Annotated in this window: 15 protein-coding genes, 1 tRNA gene and 2 pseudogenes; 14 read left to right on the top strand and 4 right to left on the bottom strand. The window is 36.1% G+C overall.

The window, feature by feature from the left end; all coding sequences use genetic code 11:
- Positions 1–58 precede the first annotated feature (58 nt).
- From Q7J54_03025 to Q7J54_03010, 4 genes and pseudogenes are all read left to right on the top strand, one after another.
- Positions 59–2326, top strand: a pseudogene (locus Q7J54_03025) (LAGLIDADG family homing endonuclease).
- 12 nt (positions 2327–2338) lie between these two features.
- Positions 2339–3943 (top strand): annotated as a pseudogene (locus tag Q7J54_03020) (AAA family ATPase).
- Positions 3944–4217: 274 nt separating this feature from the next.
- Positions 4218–5123, top strand: a complete 906-nt coding sequence (locus Q7J54_03015) for a TPM domain-containing protein (protein ID MDO8740523.1) — start codon at positions 4218–4220, stop codon at positions 5121–5123.
- Between the two features lie 85 nt (positions 5124–5208).
- A complete protein-coding gene (locus Q7J54_03010; protein ID MDO8740522.1) occupies positions 5209–6231 on the top strand; it encodes a PDDEXK nuclease domain-containing protein in 1023 nt (340 codons plus the stop codon).
- 542 nt (positions 6232–6773) lie between these two features.
- Here Q7J54_03010 and Q7J54_03005 read toward each other — a convergent pair.
- A complete protein-coding gene (locus Q7J54_03005) occupies positions 6774–6959 on the bottom strand; it encodes a ribbon-helix-helix domain-containing protein (protein MDO8740521.1) in 186 nt (61 codons plus the stop codon).
- A 672-nt stretch (positions 6960–7631) separates the two neighbouring features.
- Here Q7J54_03005 and Q7J54_03000 point away from each other — a divergent pair.
- The 6 genes from Q7J54_03000 (at position 7632) to gatD (ending at position 13147) form a co-directional block, all read left to right on the top strand.
- Positions 7632–8126, top strand: a complete 495-nt coding sequence (locus Q7J54_03000; protein ID MDO8740520.1) for a peptidylprolyl isomerase — start codon at positions 7632–7634, stop codon at positions 8124–8126.
- 71 nt (positions 8127–8197) lie between these two features.
- A complete protein-coding gene (locus Q7J54_02995) occupies positions 8198–9181 on the top strand; it encodes a hypothetical protein (protein MDO8740519.1) in 984 nt (327 codons plus the stop codon).
- A gap of 43 nt (positions 9182–9224) precedes the next feature.
- Positions 9225–9986 (top strand): zinc ribbon domain-containing protein, encoded by a 762-nt coding sequence (locus tag Q7J54_02990; GenBank protein MDO8740518.1) that lies wholly within the window; start codon positions 9225–9227, stop codon positions 9984–9986.
- Entirely contained in the window at positions 9983–11044 is a 1062-nt protein-coding gene (locus tag Q7J54_02985; GenBank protein MDO8740517.1) for a zinc ribbon domain-containing protein, read from the top strand. The genes Q7J54_02990 and Q7J54_02985 overlap by 4 nt, the downstream gene beginning before the upstream one ends.
- Positions 11045–11240: 196 nt before the next feature.
- Positions 11241–11861, top strand: coding sequence for a LemA family protein (locus tag Q7J54_02980; GenBank protein MDO8740516.1), 621 nt, complete (start codon positions 11241–11243; stop codon positions 11859–11861).
- Entirely contained in the window at positions 11861–13147 is a 1287-nt protein-coding gene (gatD, locus tag Q7J54_02975; GenBank protein ID MDO8740515.1) for a Glu-tRNA(Gln) amidotransferase subunit GatD, read from the top strand. The genes Q7J54_02980 and gatD overlap by 1 nt, the downstream gene beginning before the upstream one ends.
- An 8-nt stretch (positions 13148–13155) precedes the next feature.
- On the opposite strand, the gene Q7J54_02970 is transcribed toward gatD, so the two are convergent.
- Positions 13156–13602: an Lrp/AsnC family transcriptional regulator gene (locus Q7J54_02970; GenBank protein MDO8740514.1), complete on the bottom strand. Its 447-nt coding sequence runs from the start codon at positions 13600–13602 to the stop codon at positions 13156–13158.
- A 104-nt stretch (positions 13603–13706) separates the two neighbouring features.
- Between Q7J54_02970 and Q7J54_02965 the strand changes: the two genes are divergently transcribed.
- The 4 genes from Q7J54_02965 (at position 13707) to Q7J54_02950 (ending at position 16132) form a co-directional block, all read left to right on the top strand.
- Positions 13707–14198, top strand: a complete 492-nt coding sequence (locus tag Q7J54_02965; GenBank protein ID MDO8740513.1) for an asparaginase domain-containing protein — start codon at positions 13707–13709, stop codon at positions 14196–14198.
- 271 nt (positions 14199–14469) lie between these two features.
- A complete protein-coding gene (locus Q7J54_02960; GenBank protein MDO8740512.1) occupies positions 14470–14718 on the top strand; it encodes a DUF504 domain-containing protein in 249 nt (82 codons plus the stop codon).
- A 67-nt stretch (positions 14719–14785) separates the two neighbouring features.
- Positions 14786–14950, top strand: a tRNA-Trp gene (locus Q7J54_02955).
- 42 nt (positions 14951–14992) lie between these two features.
- Positions 14993–16132, top strand: a complete 1140-nt coding sequence (locus tag Q7J54_02950) for an aromatic amino acid transport family protein (GenBank protein MDO8740511.1) — start codon at positions 14993–14995, stop codon at positions 16130–16132.
- On the opposite strand, the gene Q7J54_02945 is transcribed toward Q7J54_02950, so the two are convergent.
- The gene (locus tag Q7J54_02945) at positions 16129–17466 is read right to left on the bottom strand and encodes a hypothetical protein (protein MDO8740510.1); all 1338 of its coding nucleotides are present in this window, start codon (positions 17464–17466) and stop codon (positions 16129–16131) included. The genes Q7J54_02950 and Q7J54_02945 overlap by 4 nt on opposite strands.
- 51 nt (positions 17467–17517) lie before the next feature.
- Positions 17518–18786: a hypothetical protein gene (locus Q7J54_02940; protein MDO8740509.1), complete on the bottom strand. Its 1269-nt coding sequence runs from the start codon at positions 18784–18786 to the stop codon at positions 17518–17520.
- Positions 18787–18806 lie beyond the last annotated feature (20 nt).

Genomic DNA, 18806 nt, shown 5'->3' with positions numbered 1-18806 from the left:
TAAATTCAAAAACTTTATAAATGCCATAGAATATGCTCTAATCTATAGGGGTGCATTTATGGCTGAAGCAAAAGACATTAAACCAACTGGCGCTGTAAAGGAATTGGGCTTAAAAGTAGCTGAAGCCACTCAGGATGATGTAAATAAGGGAATAGTCAGGATAGATTCTGGATTTATGAGAGAAATAGATGCAAGGCCTGGTGACATTGTTGAGATACAAGGCGAACGAAAAACAGTGGCTATCACTGATCGGGCATACCCTGGCGATATTGGCTTAAACATCATAAGGATGGATGGCATTATAAGAAGAAATGCAAAGACAGGAATTGGAGAGCTTGTAAAAGTAAGGAAAGCTGATGTAAAGGAAGCCAAAAAGGTGACAATCGCGCCTGCAACAAAAGGGGTTTTCATCAAGGCTTCTCCAGAAATATTCAAGCAAGGCTTACTAGGAAGAGCAGTTGTAAAAGGCGATATTGTTTCATTAGGCGGAACTAAAAGAAGGCGCACAACAATGAGCTCTTCGCCATTTTTTGAAGATATTTTCTCTGATATTTTTGAAGAAAACATAATGGGATTCAATCTTGGCGGCATAAGCGAGCTGAAGTTTATAGTTGCAGACACAATGCCAAAGCAGGCAGTTGTTATAACAGATGAAACAGAAGTTACATACAACCCTGAAGCAGTAGAGGTTGCAGAAGAGCGCGTTCCGGAAGTCACTTATGAAGATATTGGCGGCCTGACAGATGAAATAAAGAAAATAAGAGAGATGGTAGAGCTGCCTTTGAAGCATCCTGAGATTTTCCAGCGATTGGGCATAGAGCCGCCTAAAGGAGTGCTGCTTCATGGCCCTCCAGGAACCGGAAAAACATTATTGGCGAAAGCTGTTGCAAATGAAAGCAATTCTCATTTTATTCTGATAAATGGTCCAGAAATAATGTGTGTTGATGGAGAAACCCCTATCCTAACCAATCCTAAAGGCTTTGTTAAAGCCAAGGAAATTTATGAACAAGGTGGAAAAGCCGAAAATTTCAACAGCCATGTTGTTAAAAAATTAGATATACCCATTTCCACTTACGCATTTAAAGATGGAGTGGTAGAAAAAGCGAACATAACGCACGTTACTAAGTTAAAATCTGATGCTTTCAATGTGAAACTGAATGATGGAAATGAGCTTATTGTTTCTGAGAACCAGCCTTTTTTGGTTTATAGAAATGGCGGCCTTGTATGGGATCCGCTCAAAAATATAAAAGAAGGCGACTTTATTGCAAGAGCAAATAAAATAACATTGCCTGAAGAAAGCTACACCATCCCTCTAAATGATATCAAGAAAAAATTTTGCCTTGTTGAAAAAGAAGGAAAATATACTGTAAAAAGCAGGAATCTATCGAGAAGCAACTTCATAAGGTTGCCTGAGAGGACATCGCCAGAGCTCTTGGAATCGATCGGCTTGCTAGTTTCTGATGGCAATATATCCAATAAAGGCGATTCAATAGGATTTTACAATAAGGATATCGACCTTATTAAGCGCTTCAAGTATTTAATGAACAAAGTTTTTGAAATTGAGAATTTTAAAGAAAAAAATAAGGCAGATATGTTTGGCGTAATAGTATATTCAAAGCTTCTAGTCGAATACTTGGAAATTCTTGGCTTTTCAAATGCCAATAAAGAAAATATCCCGCCATATTTTTTCCGTCTTCCAAAATCTGAGGTAGAAGCGTTTGTCAGGGGTTATTTTGATGGAGACGGCACTGTCTCCAGATTAAAAATAAAGAATATGGTTTATCCCACTCCTGTGCTATATGCCGTCAATAAAGAATTTCTAATGCCGCTTCAGTCACTGATGTTGCTGAAGCTGGGAATACAATGCAGGATTAAAAAGCACAACACGCCAAAAGGCCTGATGCACAAACTCGTTGTAAGGGGCCATGAAGGAAGGGTCAGATTTTTAGGAATTGGCGCTACAAGCAGGCATAAATTAGAAAGGCTGCAGGAAATCAGAAAAACAATTAAGATAAAGGAACACGAGAACATACCACATCCTTCCCTTCTTATAGAAGCTATAAGAAACAATTTGCAATATAAAAAATACAGAAATAAGGACTATTACATATACAAAACAGGGAATGCAACAAAGCATTCTTTAAATGTTTTATATAAGATTGCTTCGGAAAATAATATTTTGAATGACGCGCTCCAAAAAGAATTCGCTCTGCTTTTGAGAGAGGATATAGGATGGGAAAAAGTAGAACAAATCACCCGTGTCGGAATAAAGGAGCTCTATGATTTTACAGTAGATAAAGACAGTTTTATTGGCGCGCCATATTTCTTTTTGCACAATTCGAAATATTATGGCCAGTCGGAAGAAAACATTAGAAAGAAATTTGAGGAAGCTGAAAAAGAAGCGCCGTCTATAATATTTATAGACGAGATTGATGCAATCGCTCCGAAAAGAGAAGATACGCGAGGAGAGGTTGAAAGAAGGGTTGTTGCGCAGCTGCTTGCAATGATGGACGGCCTGAAAAGCAGAGGCAAGGTTGTTGTGATTGCAGCAACAAATGTGCCCAATATTCTTGATCCGGCATTAAGAAGGCCAGGGAGATTTGACAGGGAAGTGGAAATTGGGGTGCCTAACAAAGAAGGCAGGCTTAATGTCCTGAAGATCCATACGAGAAATATGCCGCTTGACAAGGATGTTGATCTTAATGAAATCGCAGCTGTGACGCATGGCTTTGTTGGAGCTGATTTGGCTGCATTGGCAAAAGAATCTGCAATGATTATTTTAAGAAGAATATTACCTGAAATAAAATTAAGGGAAGAAGAGCCGATTTCAAAAGAAGTGCTGGAGAAGCTCATAATATCAAAAAATGATTTTAAAGATGCATTAAAAATAGTCAGACCGTCTGCATTGAGAGAAGTGTTTGTTGAAACTCCAAATGTAAGATGGACTGATATTGGCGGATTGAATGATGTAAAGCAGCAGCTGATAGAAGCAGTTGAATGGCCCTTGAAGTTTCCAGACGCATTCAAAACTATGGGTGTAAGGCCGCCCAGAGGAATCCTGCTTTATGGAGCCCCGGGGACTGGAAAAACATTATTGGCGAAAGCAGTTGCAAAGGAAACAGAATCTAATTTTATTTTGGTTAAAGGCCCGGAATTGATCAGCAAATGGGTAGGGGAATCTGAAAAAGCAGTAAGAGAAGTATTCAAAAAAGCAAGGCAGACTGCTCCATGCATTATATTCTTTGATGAAATAGACAGCCTGGCTCCAAGAAGAGGCATAAGCTCGGATGCCCATGTAACTGAAAGAGTTGTCAATCAGATGCTTACTGAAATGGATGGATTGGAAGATTTGAATGATGTTGTGATTATCGCAGCAACAAACCGCCCGGATATGCTTGACACAGCATTGCTAAGGCCCGGCAGATTTGATAGGCTGATTTTAACATCAGTCCCTGAACTAGAAACAAGAAAAAAAATATTTGAAATCCATACTAAAGGGATGCCGATTAAGATTGATAAGGACGAACTTAAAAAGGCAGAAGAGGGTCTTAAAGATAAAAAAATTAATTTAATTTCTAAAATGGCTGCTGACGAACCCATAACGGAAAGTGATTTACCTAAGACCAAGAAGGGCTCTAAAGAGAATTTAATTAAATTCAAGGAGTTATCAGATAAAGATAAAATGCTATTTTATTTGGCTGCTGAGACTGAAGGCTTTGTTGGGGCAGATATTGAAGCGCTGTGCAGGGAAGCTGCAATGCTTGCTTTAAGGAAAGACATCAAAAGCAAAGAAGTCACAATGAAGCATTTTGAGGAGGCAATGAAGTCTGTAAGGCCATCTGTAACCAAGGATGTGGAAAAGGCATACGATGAAATTAAAGATTCGTTCAGGGCAGCCCGCGGCAAGGAGATGAAAGAAGAGAAGCCAAGCTATATGGGATGATGACTTTTAATTGTTGGTTTTAACAGATTTCTTTTGCGATATGATATAACAAAAATACAAAATAGATGATAACTGCTATATTGTATAACATAAGATACAATATTAGGCATATTTTTTCAAGAATCCTGCTGGAAGATATGCTGATAAAATAACTGAAGAGCAAATTCACACAGTAGTATGCTGGAACAAGAGAGAATAGATTATGCGCTTTATGTAAATGTTCTTCAATCAGAAATAGAAAAAAGATTTAAATACTATGAGGTATATTTGCATAATGATGATTGTGCATAACATGAAAAAGGCGATACTCTTAAGCATGATCTTTCTTTTAGTTTATTTTGTATCCGCCATCAATTTTCCAAAGCCAGTCGGCTATGTCAATGATTTTGCAGGCATTATAGACAGCAATGATGAGGTAAAAATAAGCAATTTTCTTGCAGATCTGGAAAAAAACACAACTGTTGAGATTGCTGTTGTTATAATGGATTCCCTGAATGGAACAGGCATTGAAGAGTATTCTGTCAAGCTGTTCGAGGAGTGGGGCATTGGAAAAAAGGAGAATGACAATGGATTGCTGCTCCTGATTGCAATCAATGACAGGGCATACCGCTTTGAAGTCGGCTATGGATTGGAAGGAACTTTAAATGCCGCAATGCTCGGAAGAATCGGAAGGGATATTTTAAATCCGTATTTTGCAAGGCAGGAATATGGAGAAGGAGTTTACAATGTTCTTGCTGAGATTTCAGGGGTGATTAAAAAAGACCCTGATGCTGTTGCTAAATATCAAGCTCAGAAAATTAATATTAATATGAGTGGCTTTAGCAGCCCGCTCATAATGCTCTACCTTACTTTTCTTGTGATTTGGCTGTTTATATCGCAGACTCCAAAAAAGACAGCAAAAAAAATCGGGCTCTTCGGCGCCGGAGAGCTTGCTGCAATAATAAGCGCATTCTTCCTTGGATTGATTGTTTTTATCGCAGTAATATTCTTCTCAATAATCTTTTTCATACTTTTTGTTGCATTGATCGCAGGCGCATCTTCGCAAGGGCATAAGAAGCCGCCAATATATTTCGGAGGATTTGGAAGAGGGGGCTTAGGAGGCGGTGGCTTTGGTGGCGGAGGATTTGGCGGATTCGGAGGCGGATCTAGTGGAGGAGGAGGGTTTTCAGGAAGGTGGTAAATTACAATTTGTAAAAACAAGGTGCATATAGAAAGCACCATTATAAATAATACGGCACCACTTGAATTTAAAGAGGCAAAAAACGATGAAATTACCTTTAAGTGAACCAAATTATGGCAATTTCTTAATTCAAGTAAAAGAAAGAATAAGAAAAGCGCAGTATGAAGCTTTAAAGGCCGTGAATAAGGAGTTAATCGACCTTTATTGGGATATTGGCAGGATGATTGTTGAAAAGCAGAAAGAATTTGGGTGGGGAAAATCCATTGTTGAGAATCTTGCCAAGGACCTGCAAAAAGAATACTCTGGCATCAAGGGATTTTCAGCTCCAAACCTGTGGAGAATGAGAAACTTCTATCAACAGTATGCATCTAACCAAAAACTCGCACCATTAGTGCGAGAAATAAGCTGGGTGAAGAATGTTATAATTATGGAAAAGTGCAAAGATGACTCTGAAAGGGAGTTTTACATAAGAATGACCAAGAAATTTGGCTGGACTAAAGATGTCCTGATAAACCATATCGAGAACAGGTCTTATGAAAAATATCTTTTAAATCAGACTAACTTTGATAAGGCACTGCCTGAAAAATACAAGATGCAGGCAAAGCTCGCAGTAAAAGATGACTATACTTTTGATTTCCTTGAATTAAGCGAGGAACATTCTGAAAAAGAGCTTGAAAAATCTTTAACCGAAAGAATAAAGCATTTTTTGACAGAAATGGGCAGCTATTTCTGTTTTGTTGGCAGCCAGTATCGGATTGAAATTGGAGATGAGGAGTTTTTCATTGATCTGCTTTTATATCATAGAAAATTGAAGTGTCTTGTTGCATTGGAACTGAAAATAGGTGATTTTAAGCCGGAATATGCCGGTAAAATGCAGTTCTACCTGTCTGTGCTAGATGATAAAGCAAAGCTTGATGGCGAAAATCCTTCAATAGGAATAATTATCTGCAAAAGCAAAGTCAGAACAATAGTGGAATATGCTTTGAAGGATGTTAGAAAGCCAATGGGCGTTTCAACTTATAAAATAATAAAAGAATTGCCCAAGAATCTATCAAAATATCTGCCAAGCAAAGAAGAGCTGTCTAAAAGGCTGGAGCGAATAGCATAATTAAAGGTGAATGATGTTGAATATGCGTATTTCAGCCGAAATTTTTGGGCATGTGCGGGGATTGCGGAGCTTCATTTTATAATGATAAAAATAAAAAAATAAAAAAAATTATTTCGAAGCCATATAAAAAATAAAAGCGAAAAAAACAGCAATTACCCAAGCATACTGATTCCAGTTTATACTCAAATAATAATTGATTGTCTGCATTAAAAAAGTATTGCTGGCTATAAGGCTCGAATATTTCAAAAATTCCCTTAATTTTTCTTTCATTTTTTCTAATCCTCCTTTTGTTTAATTATCGACTCGGTTTTTAGAAATTGAAATATATAACTTATGTAATTATGTAGAATGTAAATGTATTAACGAACGAATGTGAATGTTATGTAAACTGAATGTAGTCCGATATACTGAATTTTCAACTTCAGCCGAATCTAAGAGGTTATAACTCTTATGCAATATATAAATGTTTCGGGTTTTGAAACCATTTCCGATAGCATAGAAGAATAAGAGGACTTTAGACTATACACTATTAAAATCGATTATTATTTTGTTTTTAAATTAATTTTTTTTATTTCTTCGTACTTAGCCAGATCCCTAATAAAGACCCTTATTGCTTCTTTAGCAAAGTCGGCTCTGCTTTGATAACCTAATACTCCTCTCTTCACAAGCAGATCTATCTCTTTTACCAGAGAATCTGGAAAGGATATGTTTGTATATTTCTTTGCCATACGTATCTAAGACATATGACAGATATAAATTAGTTTTCTGAGATATTTAATAGACATATATGAGAAATGTACTAAAAACAAGAAATAGTAATGTTTATATACTGCTCCATTATACATAAGCCAATATATATTGGGGGAACATGTATGACCAAGTGCGATAATTGTGGTATTGATTTAACAAAAGAGGATACTTTTTGTCCGGAATGTGGAATTAAAGTTGGAAAAGAGAAATTTGAACATGAAAAAGAGAATAAACAAGAAGTTCATAAAGCTAAAAAGATTCCAAGAAAGTGGGTCGTTATTTCTATCCTCGTTGTTTTGATTGTTATGGGCACTATTTTAGCTTACAAATTTATTCCTAGATGTGGAGACGGAAAAATTACAACAGGAGAAGATTGTTCAACTTGCCAAAAAGATATAAAATGTGCAAGTTATGAAACCTGCCAAAATGGAAAATGTGTAAGTTTTTGTGGTAATGATGAATGTGATACTGATGAAAACAAGTGCACATGTTCAAAAGATTGTGGCACATGTTCTGGAAATGCAGGAACATGTAAAGAATATGGTTGTGATAATGATAATTGTTCTATAAGAACAAAGGATAATTGTTGCGGAAATCAAAAATGCGAAAGTGGAGAAGGCTATTTGAATTGCAAAGAAGATTGTAAAGAAATCGCAGTTATAAACACTTCGAAAGGCATTATAAAAGTTGAGCTTGACAGAGAGCATGCTCCTTTGACGGTCAATAATTTTGTGAAATATGCCAATAATAGATTCTACGACGATCTTATTTTTCACAGGGTAATAGCGGGATTCATGATACAGGGTGGCGGCTTTGATGAGGAGATGAATCAAAAAGCTGTAACTTATGCTCTTATAAAGAATGAAGCGACAAATGGGTTAAAAAATAAGAGGAGCACAATCGCAATGGCAAGGACAAGCATGATTGACAGCGCAACATCGCAGTTCTTCATAAATTTGATTGACAACTCTTTCCTGGATCACAGAGATGAAACTTCAGGAGGATACGGATATGCTGTTTTTGGCAAGGTCATTGAAGGAATGGACGTTGTGGATGCCATCAGCTTAGTTGAAACTGGCTCTAAAAACGGCTTTGACGATGTTCCTCTTGAAACTGTTAAGATAAATTCAATAAGAATAAACTGAGCACAGCAGATTTCATCAAAAAAATACAGAACAAAGAGATTGCTGATTAAGGATTTACATCATGAGAAAAAATGAAATGTTCAAAATGTAATGCCAATTTAACAAAAGAAGACGCATTTTGTCCGGAATGCGGTGCTAAGCAAAATCAAAAACCTCAAAAAGAAGAGTGGTTAAAAGGCAAGGGTAAATTTCTAGTGGGAATTGGAATTTTGATTGTAATTGTTCTCTCATTCGTATTAATTTACAATAAATCAAATAATCAAACAGTATGCAATAAGCCTTATATTCTAGTTGGAACTTTTTGCTGCCTAGACCAAAATAATAACAAAATTTGTGATGATGATGAAAAACCAGAAGTTAAAGAGTGTGTATTCAAAGTTAAAGAAATGGACAATTTTTTAATGTCTTATGATTATGAGTGTAAAGACGTACGAGATTGCAACGAATTTTTGAATATGGTTTTCAAAGAAAGTGGCACTGATGTTAGTATGAATGATATGATATCTTATATTGATTGTATCCCATCTTCTTATGTCCCACTGAGCGACATACCTGATCTACCTAGTGACGTAATAGATAAAATTAAATGTAAGACAAAAAATGATTGTATTCAAAACTTAGCTTCATTAATATGGACTCCTCCTAATTGGGCATATAAGCAAAGCTATCGATGTAATGATGAAGGCATATGCGAAGTATTAAAGAATTACGTGGAAGTAATTAAAGAGGTTATGTTTTTGTCTAGCAAATGTGTTATGCCTAGCGGCGTAGCCTGCTTGGATCATAGGGTAACAACATCACAAATACAGCTTATATTGAAGAACGATATCGGCTATGGAATGAGTTCAATTAATGTTAATGTTGTTGGATGTGGAAGTTCGAGTATACCAACAAGACTGGCAAATGGTGCAAGAGCATTGTACAACATAACGTGCAGTTCGGCTTTGACATTAGGAGCTAAATTCAGCGGGGATATAACATTCACTTACACAAACGATGAAACAGAATTAACGAGAGTATTAAAAGGTAATTTGGTTTCAAAAGTTGTTGAATAGCTAGCAAAAATTACTTTGAATTTAAAGGAGTTAAAACCAGAAAATGAAATACTGCAATAAATGTGGATCAGAAATAGAAGGAACTGAAAAGTTCTGCCATAAATGTGGAACTAAACTAGAAAGAATAGAGAAAAAAGTACAAAAAGAAGTAACAGAAAAAGCAAAAGAACCGCATGAAGATAAAAGCAAATTTAAAAAGCTAGAAGAAGAATACACTGTTAAAGGTCATCGTCAAACATACACTAAGCATAAAATCTCTCCCCACTTGGTTCCGTGGGTTGTATTCAGTATTGTCTTATTGTTGGCAGGAACAATAATTCTTCCAACCAAGGTCATGAGTTATCAAGTTGAAGTTCCCTACATCGATAAAGAACAATATGCTGTGGAAGTTCCTTATGAAGATATAGAAGCATATGTTGAAAGTGTTCCTTATGAAACAACAGAAGAGTATGTTGAGTCCATTCCCGTAACAGAGCAACAAGCATATCAAGAAACCGAGTATTATACTGATTACGAACCTTATGAAGATTGCTCTTTCTTTGGGCTATATTGTACAACAAAATACCGTGCTGTGACAAAAAGCAGATTAGTAACAAGTTACAAACCTGTAACCACTTATAAAGATGTTATAAAAACCAGGCCAGTTACTAAATACAGAGACGAAACCAAATATAGAAAAGTCACAAAAACAAGAACTGAAACAAGGGAAAGAGAAGTGAGAAGAACGAGAACTGAAACAAAACAAAAAGAAATAAATTGGCTGTTTGGGTTTGATGCCATGATAAAATTCAGGAATTTAGAATGAGCAGCGAATTTTGTCCTCTTTGTAATAAAAAATTAAGAAACAATTCTAAATTTTGCAATCATTGCGGAAGAAAAATAGTTAAAGATGAACATATGAGAATAGAAAGCAATAAAAATTTAGTTGTTGGCAATATAATCGCATCGGTATTCGTAGGCATTATTCTCATAGGAGCAACTACAATTTTTCTAACTTATTTGAATCAAAGAAATTCAGAAACAAATGATAGCAATTCAGATTTACTTCTGCCTGAAGATAGGTTGCTTGATATTTCTCAACAAATACAAACAATTAAGAATTATGAAGAAAAAAGAAAAGAAGGCTATACTCTTAATGAAAAACCATTTGTAAGTGGAAATTATGAATATGATGAACGAACAGTTGATTTCAGATTAGTTTGTAAAAACCCTTGTCCAGTTTCAAAAGATATTCTCGATCAAGAATTTGCTGCAATAGCTTATGCTGTTTCATCAACAAGAGGATTAACGCAATCAGACATTGACAAAGATTTATTGCCTTTTGAAGTACATGCATCTGATGATGGCGTATGCCCATATCTGTCTGGAGCTGCAGCTTATATGAGTTCATTCATAGACCAAAATGGATATCAACGAGGGCGACTCTGCTTTTTCTATGACAAAATAAATTATAATCGTGATAAATTTCCTTATTCTACATCTGTTCACGAAGTTATGCATTTGTTTGAATATAATAAAGTTCCTTATGGTGGAGGTAAAGGAGGCAGTGTGCTTTGGGAAGGGCTATCTGAAATGATGGAGTCCTTTTTCTTAAGGGGAAATGAAAGAAATAGCTTCTGTTGGCAAGGAAATGCTTGGTATAAACAGGTTTTAAAAAATAGCGATGATGCCCATTGGGTTGGCGGTGATCTATTTTTTGAACTTTGCAACCAGTATGGATTTGATTATGATGATCTTCCAGAATTATTTAGGCAATTAGACTTAAAAAAAGGAAATATTGATGTAAATGAATTTGTAAGAATAATAAACAATATAGTTGGAGCAGACACGTCATATCTTTTTAGAAATGCTGGAGTTATATAAAAAATAAAGTTAACAAAGAAAATTGAAAAATAGTAGAATTTAAATAGTTCATAGGAAAAATAAAAAGTCACATTACGGCAATAGAATATTTTATTGCCTTGAAGAATGTATCTTTTTAAAAATAACAGAAAGCTTTTTATTTCAACTAAATAAAACAACACAATATCAATCAAATATCAATTAAAAAGGTGGTCTTATGGCAAAAAAAGGAATGAATGTAAAGAATATGAAAGGATTGTGGATAGCAGGAGCAATAGTCTTTGTTGTATTGTTGCTTCTGGGCTGGTTTGTTGGATCTTACAACATGCTGGTTACATTGAACAACAATGTTGACAACAAATGGGCGCAGGTTGAGACTGTATATCAGAGAAGAGCGGATTTGATCCCAAATTTAATAAATACTGTGCAAGGTGCAGTAAATTTTGAAAGAGAAACACAAACAAAGATTGCTGAGTTAAGGACACAAGCATCTGCAATTAAAAGTGAAATGCAAAGTGCAAAAACCCCTTCTGAACTTGATGCTGCAGGACAAAAACTTGACGGAGTTGTTAAAGGCTACCAAGGATTAAACATTAATGTCGAGAACTACCCTCAATTGAAAGCAACTGCAAATTTTCTGGCATTACAAGACGAATTAGCCAATACAGAAAACAAAGTAGCTGTTGAAAGGCAAAGGTACAATGATGCTGTAAAAGACATCAATATTGCAGTGCAAAGATTCCCGACAAATGTTGTTGCTGGGATTTTTGGTTTTAAGCAAAGAGAATATTTCCAGTCAGCAGCAGGATCTGAAAACGTTCCTGAGGTGAAATTTTAGTGGATCCAAAAGCAGGCGATAGGGTAAAAGTAATAACAGAAGACGAGCAGTTAGAAGGCATACTGATGCCGAGGCCTGAGATTCTTGAAGAGGGCTTTATAGTAATAAAGCTGGATAATGGCTATAATATCGGCATTGAGAAGAAGAAAGTAAAGAAAATAGAGCTAATTGATGAATATAAAAAACAAAAATCAGAAAAAAAAGAATTAAAATTCAATAAAAGCCTTCCAACGGTTTCTGTATTAAGCGCTGGCGGCACGATTTCTTCAAAAATCGACTACAAGACAGGCGGCGTATACGCTGATTACACAGCAGAAGACTTTGTTGAGATGATTCCCGAATTGGAAAATATAGCCAACATAAAGGCAAAGAAGATAATGTCAATGATGAGCGAGGACATCTCATACAGGGAATGGAGCAAAATAGCAGAAGAGATCGCCAAGGAGCTTAATTCAGATGCCAGCGGAGTTGTTTTGGCAATGGGAACAGATACATTGCATTATGCTGCTGCTGCATTGTCTTTTTTCTTAAAGCCATCTAAGCCAGTTGTGATAACAGCTGCGCAGAGAAGCATTGACAGAGGAAGCTCAGATGCATTCATGAACTTAAGCTGCGCAATAACAGCTGCTGCAAAATCAGATATTGCTGAAGTAACAACATGCCTGCACGGAACAATCAATGATGATTACTGCCTGCTGATAAGAGGAACGAAAGTCAGGAAAATGCACACAAGCAGAAGGGATGCGTTCAGGCCGGTAAATGAAGAGCCAATTGCCAAAGTGTTTGAAAACGGCAAAATAGAAATAACAAATAAGAATTATAAGAAGAAAAGCAATGAAAAAACAATTGTTGACGATAAATTCGAGGAAAAGACGGCATTGATTTATATTTATCCGGGAATGGAGCCTGAAGTAATTGATTTCTATTTAAGCAAGGGATATAAGGGAATTGTGCTTGCTGCAACTGCGCTTGGCCATGTTCCAACAGAAGCAAGCAAAAGCAATTTGCTGCCGCATATAAAAAAAGCAATTGATAGAAATATTCCTGTTGTGATCGCAACTCAGACGCTTTACGGCAGAGTGCATCCTTATGTTTATACAAATCTTAGAAAATTAAGCATTCAGCTAAGCTGCATCTTTGCAGAGGACATGCTGCCAGAGGTTGCTTATATAAAGCTTGGCTGGGTTCTTGCGCATACTAAAAACATGGAAGAGATCAAAAAGCTCATGCTCACAAATGTTGCTGGCGAGATAACAGAAAGAAGCAGCACTGGTTTCTTGTTATAAAAATAATACTAAAATTCGCTTAATATCACCATTGTTTGTGTTCTCTCTATCCCATCAACATTTCTTAAATATTTTGTAACAAACTCATCCATTTGGTCTATATCTTTTACCCTAATCTTAATTATAATATCCGTGCCTCCAGTAACCATTGCTGCTGCTTCTACAAATTCATGAGCCTTTAATTTTTTTGCCATGTCATGCTGTGTTAATTTAATTTCCCTTAATGATTTATAATCAACTGTAATCAAGACATAAGCAGCTAATGCCTTGCCTAGTTTTTTATTATCTAGCAAAACAGTATATCCTTTTATTATTCCCTGTTTTTCTAATTTTTTTATTCTGTGATGAACTGTGGTGATTGGTATTAAAGTTTTTTTACTGATCTGTTGCGTACTTAATTTTGCATTTTCTTTTAATACTTCCAGTATCTTAAAATCCTTTTTATCTAATGCCATAAATGGAATAAACATTCCATTATTTATAAATTTTTTGGTTTATTTTGCAATATTTTCCAAATTTATAACGATATATTTAATAATATCGAAAATATTGCATCTTTATGGTAGTAAAAATATTTACGACTGGAGGAACCATAGATAAGGATTATTCCGCTGAAGCAGGAGTTTATAATTTTGAGATAGCAGAACCAGCCATTAGGAGAATTTTAGATAATGTCAATCCTAATTTTCCGTTTGAGATTGTTTCTATTCTTAGAAAGGATAGTTTAGATCTGACAGAGGAAGATAGGCAAAAGATCTATGATAGTTGTAAAAATGAAGCTAGTGATAAAATAATCATAACACACGGAACTGATACTATGGTTGAAACTGCTAAAAAACTTAGTGCTATTAAAAATAAAGTTATTATTCTAGTGGGTTCATCAAAACCAGCAAAATTTTCTGATTCAGATGCTTCTTTTAATATTGGAACAGCAATTGGGGTACTTAATATTCTTAATAATGGAGTTTATATAGCAATGAATGGTGGAGTATGTGCTTGGGATAATGTCAGAAAAAATAAAAAAACTGGAAAATTTGAAACAATAAAATAACATAATTATATGTCAAGAACCACCCATCAAAGATGGGCGGAATGTTGCTACAATTGACAGCATCAGGTGGTTCTTGAGCATGCTCAAAATTTTCCATAAGCGAAAAAAGTTGGCTTTCAGCCACCAGTTAAATGTCAGAAATGTGAAATATTTCTGATCAAATTAAAAATCTTCGATTTTTAATTAACTGGCGGAAAATTTTTGACATTTTAGAAAAAATAATAGTTCTACTATGATAAGATTTATAAATGAGTTATATTTTAAAACAATCATGATTCCTATAAAAGAGCTATTAAACAAGGTCAAATGGGACAAACGAGAGAATCCCGAGGATTATTCTGTTTTCTACCTCGACAGGGTTCTGAACAGATTAATTGAAATCTCCTACAAAAACATCAAAAGGCTTGATGGAGAATTTTTTGTAATAAATAAAAATGAAGAAGACACATTCATTCCGCTGCACAGGATAAGGGAAGTGAGGAAGAAGGGAAAACTGGTCTGGCAAAGAAAAGGTTTATAAGTTTGCTTTTGCAAGATAGCGCATTTTCAATAACATTTATAAAACCTTGAAAAAATCCATATATTGAGGGAGCGTGGTGAAACCTGGCCAGCAGAAACTCAGCTTTGCTGGGTTCGCTGGGGGAACTATCATCGCCGGCTCCAGTAATTGGAGCGATGAGGCAGAATGCCGATGAATAAGAAGTGCTCTATGAAGACACCGGCTGGTCTGGGTTCAAATCCCAGCGTTCCCACTTTTTCAATAAATTTATATAATTCCTAGTTAAAATCCAGTTATGCCAAAAAAAGAGCTGTATGAGGCAATTGCAACATTAGTGGGAGTTGTTATCGGAGCAGGAGTTCTTGGCATACCTTATGTTGTACAGCAGGCGGGCTTGTGGGTTGGCTTATTGGACATTTTAATCATAGGTATTGCAGTCTTATTCCTCAATTTGTTTTTAGGCGAGATTGTCCTGAGGACAAAAGGAAATCATCAATTAACAGGCTATGCTGACAAGTATCTTGGAAAGTGGGGCAAGGCATTGATGGCATTCTCAATGGTTTTTGGCATTTACGGTGCAATGATCGCCTATCTTATCGGAGAAGGAAAAGCATTCGCTGCAATATTTGGAGGAACTCCGTTAATATGGAGCCTGGTTTATTTTGCTTTTGTTGCAATTATTGTGTATGTTGGATTGAAGGCTGTTGAAAAATCTGAGCTTCTCATGTCAGCTGTATTCATTATAGTAATTGTGTTAATCTGCATTCTTGCGTTTGGAGCAGTAAAGATCGAGAATCTGGCGGGATTTGATTTGACAAACATCATGGTGCCATATGGTGTTATCTTGTTTGCTTTCCTGGGAGCAGTCGCGATTCCTGAAATGAAGGAAGAGCTCATCAACAACAGGAAATGCCTTAAAAAAGCAATCATAATAGGGAGCTTAATTCCCCTGTTTGTTTATCTTTTGTTTGCTTTTGTTGTTGTAGGCGCATCAGGCGCAAATATTACAGAAGTTGCAACAATCGGCCTAGGTAAATTATTGGGCGAGAAAATGATTATTCTGGGAAATCTGTTTGCAATCTTTGCAATGGCAACAAGCTTTATTGCGCTTGGATTGGCATTGCAGGAAATGTACAATTATGACTATAAGCTGAGCAAAAAATTGTCATGGGCGTTGAGCTGCTTTGTTCCTTTGGCTGCCTTTTTAATACTGTCTTTTTTTAATATGCTGAGCTTTGTAAATGTTTTAGGCATAACAGGCGCAGTTGCCGGAGGATTAGACGGCGTGCTTATTTCAATGATGTTCCTGAAAGCCAAAACTGCAGGAGATAGAAAGCCAGAATATGTTGTAAACATCAATAAAGGATGGTGCCTGATACTGGCTTTCTTATTTGCTTTGGGGATAATACATCAGCTGATTTTGTTTTTTATTTAAATCCTGAAAAAATAGAAAACGAAATATATTGCCCCGACAATCAAAATCGTCAATATTGTGAGAAATACTTTTTTAATGGTTTTTTCTTCTTTAACTTTTTTATCTCCTGTTTTTCTTATTGTTTTTTCTTCCTTGTGATTTATTCTTATTGTCTTAAATTCTTCAGCTCTTTTTATTCTTCTACGCTTTTTAACTGCCTTTTGTATTCTGGTTGCTGTTTTTTTGATTAAAAGATACAAGAAAAACAGAATAACAAGACCAATCAATATTCCAAGCCAATGATCTTCAATAAAAACCCGAAAAACAATCATGCCATCTTTGATTTTATTCCAGGTCTGATCTTTTTCCTTTATTGTTATTGCAAATGGCTTTTCGTACACTTCGCCAGAATTGATCTCATCAGCAGTTATTTTTCCTTCATAAAATCCCTGGCTGATGCCTAAAGGGTTTGCTGCAAGGGTTATTTCCTTGACTTGCTTTGGAGCAAGCTTAAAACTGGTTTCGTCAAGAAATAGCCAATCAGGCTCCGCGCTTAGCGCATAATTTCCTTCTTTAATACCGTTATTCTCAAACTTTACTCTTATTGTTTTTTGAGAATGATCTGTTTTAATGTCTGGAGCAGAAAATCCAAGCTCATAGCATTCGTTGTTTGAAATCGCCTTTACATTTAAAGTTATAGTTGATTCAGAAACCTTTGTTTTTACTTTAACAGTATAACTTCTTTCTGCTGCATTAAACGGGTCGATTGTAAGTATTGCGGTTGCTTCTTGCCCAGGGTCCAGCATTATTGAGCTTTTGTCAAGCTTTGCATTATCTCTCTTTAAAGACAGATTGATTGTTTGCGCTGCTGTTCCCTTATTTTTTATTTTAACTGCATAATTTTTCTGCTCATAGCAGATTTCATCATGTTCTTTCTCTATTTCAACCTTGACTGCATAACAATCCTGAACCCTTATCTTCTGCCTCACTGTTTTTGTTGAAAAGCCATCCTTTATTCTTGTGTCCAGCACATATTCGCCGACAAACCCGCATGGTATGCTTATTCTTTCTGTTACTGCTCTTGTTTCTCCCGGGTAAAGATCAAACAGCTTCAATGGAAGCTTAACAAAGCCTGAAGCTGAATTGGATGCCTTTATCGATATGCTTTTTGTTATCACATCCGGATTTGTAATATACACTGTGTTTGTGTAATTGCTGCATGCGCAGAGATCCAGGCTGGCCTGCGAATAAGCAGAAATATCAGGCAATGCTTTTACTGCTGAAATCAATGATAAAAAGAATAAGAAGATTATTGAAAAAAGAAATGCCTTATTTTGCAATATTTGTTTCTGCATCTTCAATCATTTTAGTAAACAATAAAAAAAGAAATTATAAAAAATAAAAAATTAATAATATGTCTGTGTTGCTTCTTCTTCACTGCCTTCGTCTTTCCTTCTCGATTTTGTGAAGATCACTATTGCGCCGATTATGACCAGTATCACAACAAGAGCTATCAATCCGATCTTAAGGCCTTCCTTCAGCTTTTCAAAGCCGCTTGCTGAAACTGCTTTTACTGTTGCCTTAATAGATGTTTCCTTGACATCTGAGCCTGAGCTTACTTTTAAAACAGCTGTATGCTCCTCTGCTTTTGCATCATCATCTGCTGTGATCTGCGCATATACTGTCTTTGCTTCTCCTGACTGCAGCACAACAACATTCGAATCCTTGATTGCTGATGTTGCCCATCCAGTTAAGCCATCTACGCTGACAACATATGTCTTTGCTGCATTTCCTGCATTTGTGATTGTTATCGGATAAAGCACGCTTTCTCCCCTTTCAACTTCCTGCGCTGTCATGGAGAACGAAACAAGTGTCTGGCCTTCAACAGCTGTTGATGCTGTTGAGCATAACGGGCTTGCTGATACTTTAATCTGCTTCTCTTCGCTTACTTTTTCATAGCCATCGTCATATGCTGCTGTTGCCTTTACTGTATAAGTTCCTGATGCTGCGCATTCAGGGATCCTGATCTCGATTTCCTCTGATGTTTCAGATTCATCTTTTTCAACTTCATCAATGTAATCATTTCCAGAAACGCTTAATGACGGAATTTCAACTTTGATATTCACATCAGTTTCAGTATTTTCCCCGACATTCTTGACTCTTACTTTTGCTGTCAATAATCTTCCTGCTGTAACTTCAGTTGAAGGGGTTAAAATCAAATCTCTTATTGTAATTGAGTGCCTTGCATCTTTTACATGCAGCCTGTACAAGCCCTCAAAAGCTGTGCCTGTTCTTCCTGCAACACTCACTCTCATATCATAATAATCTTTTCCCAAATTATCAGGCAACTTCAATGTTAATTTTTTATAGACTGTATCGCCTGATGTCATGTCGAATAAGTGTGATGTATCGGAAACACGCTCGTAATCGCTATACTCATAACCAACAATGTACGCAGAAACTTCAACATTGCTTTCATTTGCAGATGCTGTCAGTTTTACCTGCACGCTAAAATCATTGCCTCTTTCAACTTCTATTGTTTCAGCAGCGCTTGGCGGAACAACATTGCCATCAATCTTAACTTCGCTTACTGTTGGAATTGCTGCTGCTATGCCTGTGAAGGCCAAAACACCTACGAGAAAAACTGCTAATATCCCTAAAATTTTTGCGTTCATTTTTTCTTACCCCCGATTTA

The sequence above is a fragment of the Candidatus Woesearchaeota archaeon genome (assembly GCA_030651135.1).
Classification (GTDB): Archaea; Nanobdellota; Nanobdellia; order Woesearchaeales; family JACPBO01; genus JACPBO01.
The sequence above is the reverse complement of the archived record's forward strand: the minus strand, read 5'-3'. Positions and strand labels throughout refer to the sequence as shown.

Coding starts and splice junctions, on each gene's coding strand:
- Q7J54_02950 (MDO8740511.1), top strand. CDS start 14,993: ATGCCAAAAAAAGAGCTGTATGAGGCAATTGCAACATTAGTGGGAGTT.
- Q7J54_03015 (MDO8740523.1), top strand. CDS start 4,218: ATGATGATTGTGCATAACATGAAAAAGGCGATACTCTTAAGCATGATC.
- Q7J54_02990 (MDO8740518.1), top strand. CDS start 9,225: ATGAAATACTGCAATAAATGTGGATCAGAAATAGAAGGAACTGAAAAG.
- Q7J54_02945 (MDO8740510.1), bottom strand. CDS start 17,466: ATGCAGAAACAAATATTGCAAAATAAGGCATTTCTTTTTTCAATAATC.
- Q7J54_02960 (MDO8740512.1), top strand. CDS start 14,470: ATGATTCCTATAAAAGAGCTATTAAACAAGGTCAAATGGGACAAACGA.
- Q7J54_02985 (MDO8740517.1), top strand. CDS start 9,983: ATGAGCAGCGAATTTTGTCCTCTTTGTAATAAAAAATTAAGAAACAAT.
- Q7J54_02970 (MDO8740514.1), bottom strand. CDS start 13,602: ATGGCATTAGATAAAAAGGATTTTAAGATACTGGAAGTATTAAAAGAA.
- Q7J54_02995 (MDO8740519.1), top strand. CDS start 8,198: ATGAAATGTTCAAAATGTAATGCCAATTTAACAAAAGAAGACGCATTT.
- Q7J54_02965 (MDO8740513.1), top strand. CDS start 13,707: ATGGTAGTAAAAATATTTACGACTGGAGGAACCATAGATAAGGATTAT.
- Q7J54_03010 (MDO8740522.1), top strand. CDS start 5,209: ATGAAATTACCTTTAAGTGAACCAAATTATGGCAATTTCTTAATTCAA.
- Q7J54_02940 (MDO8740509.1), bottom strand. CDS start 18,786: ATGAACGCAAAAATTTTAGGGATATTAGCAGTTTTTCTCGTAGGTGTT.
- Q7J54_02980 (MDO8740516.1), top strand. CDS start 11,241: ATGGCAAAAAAAGGAATGAATGTAAAGAATATGAAAGGATTGTGGATA.
- Q7J54_03005 (MDO8740521.1), bottom strand. CDS start 6,959: ATGGCAAAGAAATATACAAACATATCCTTTCCAGATTCTCTGGTAAAA.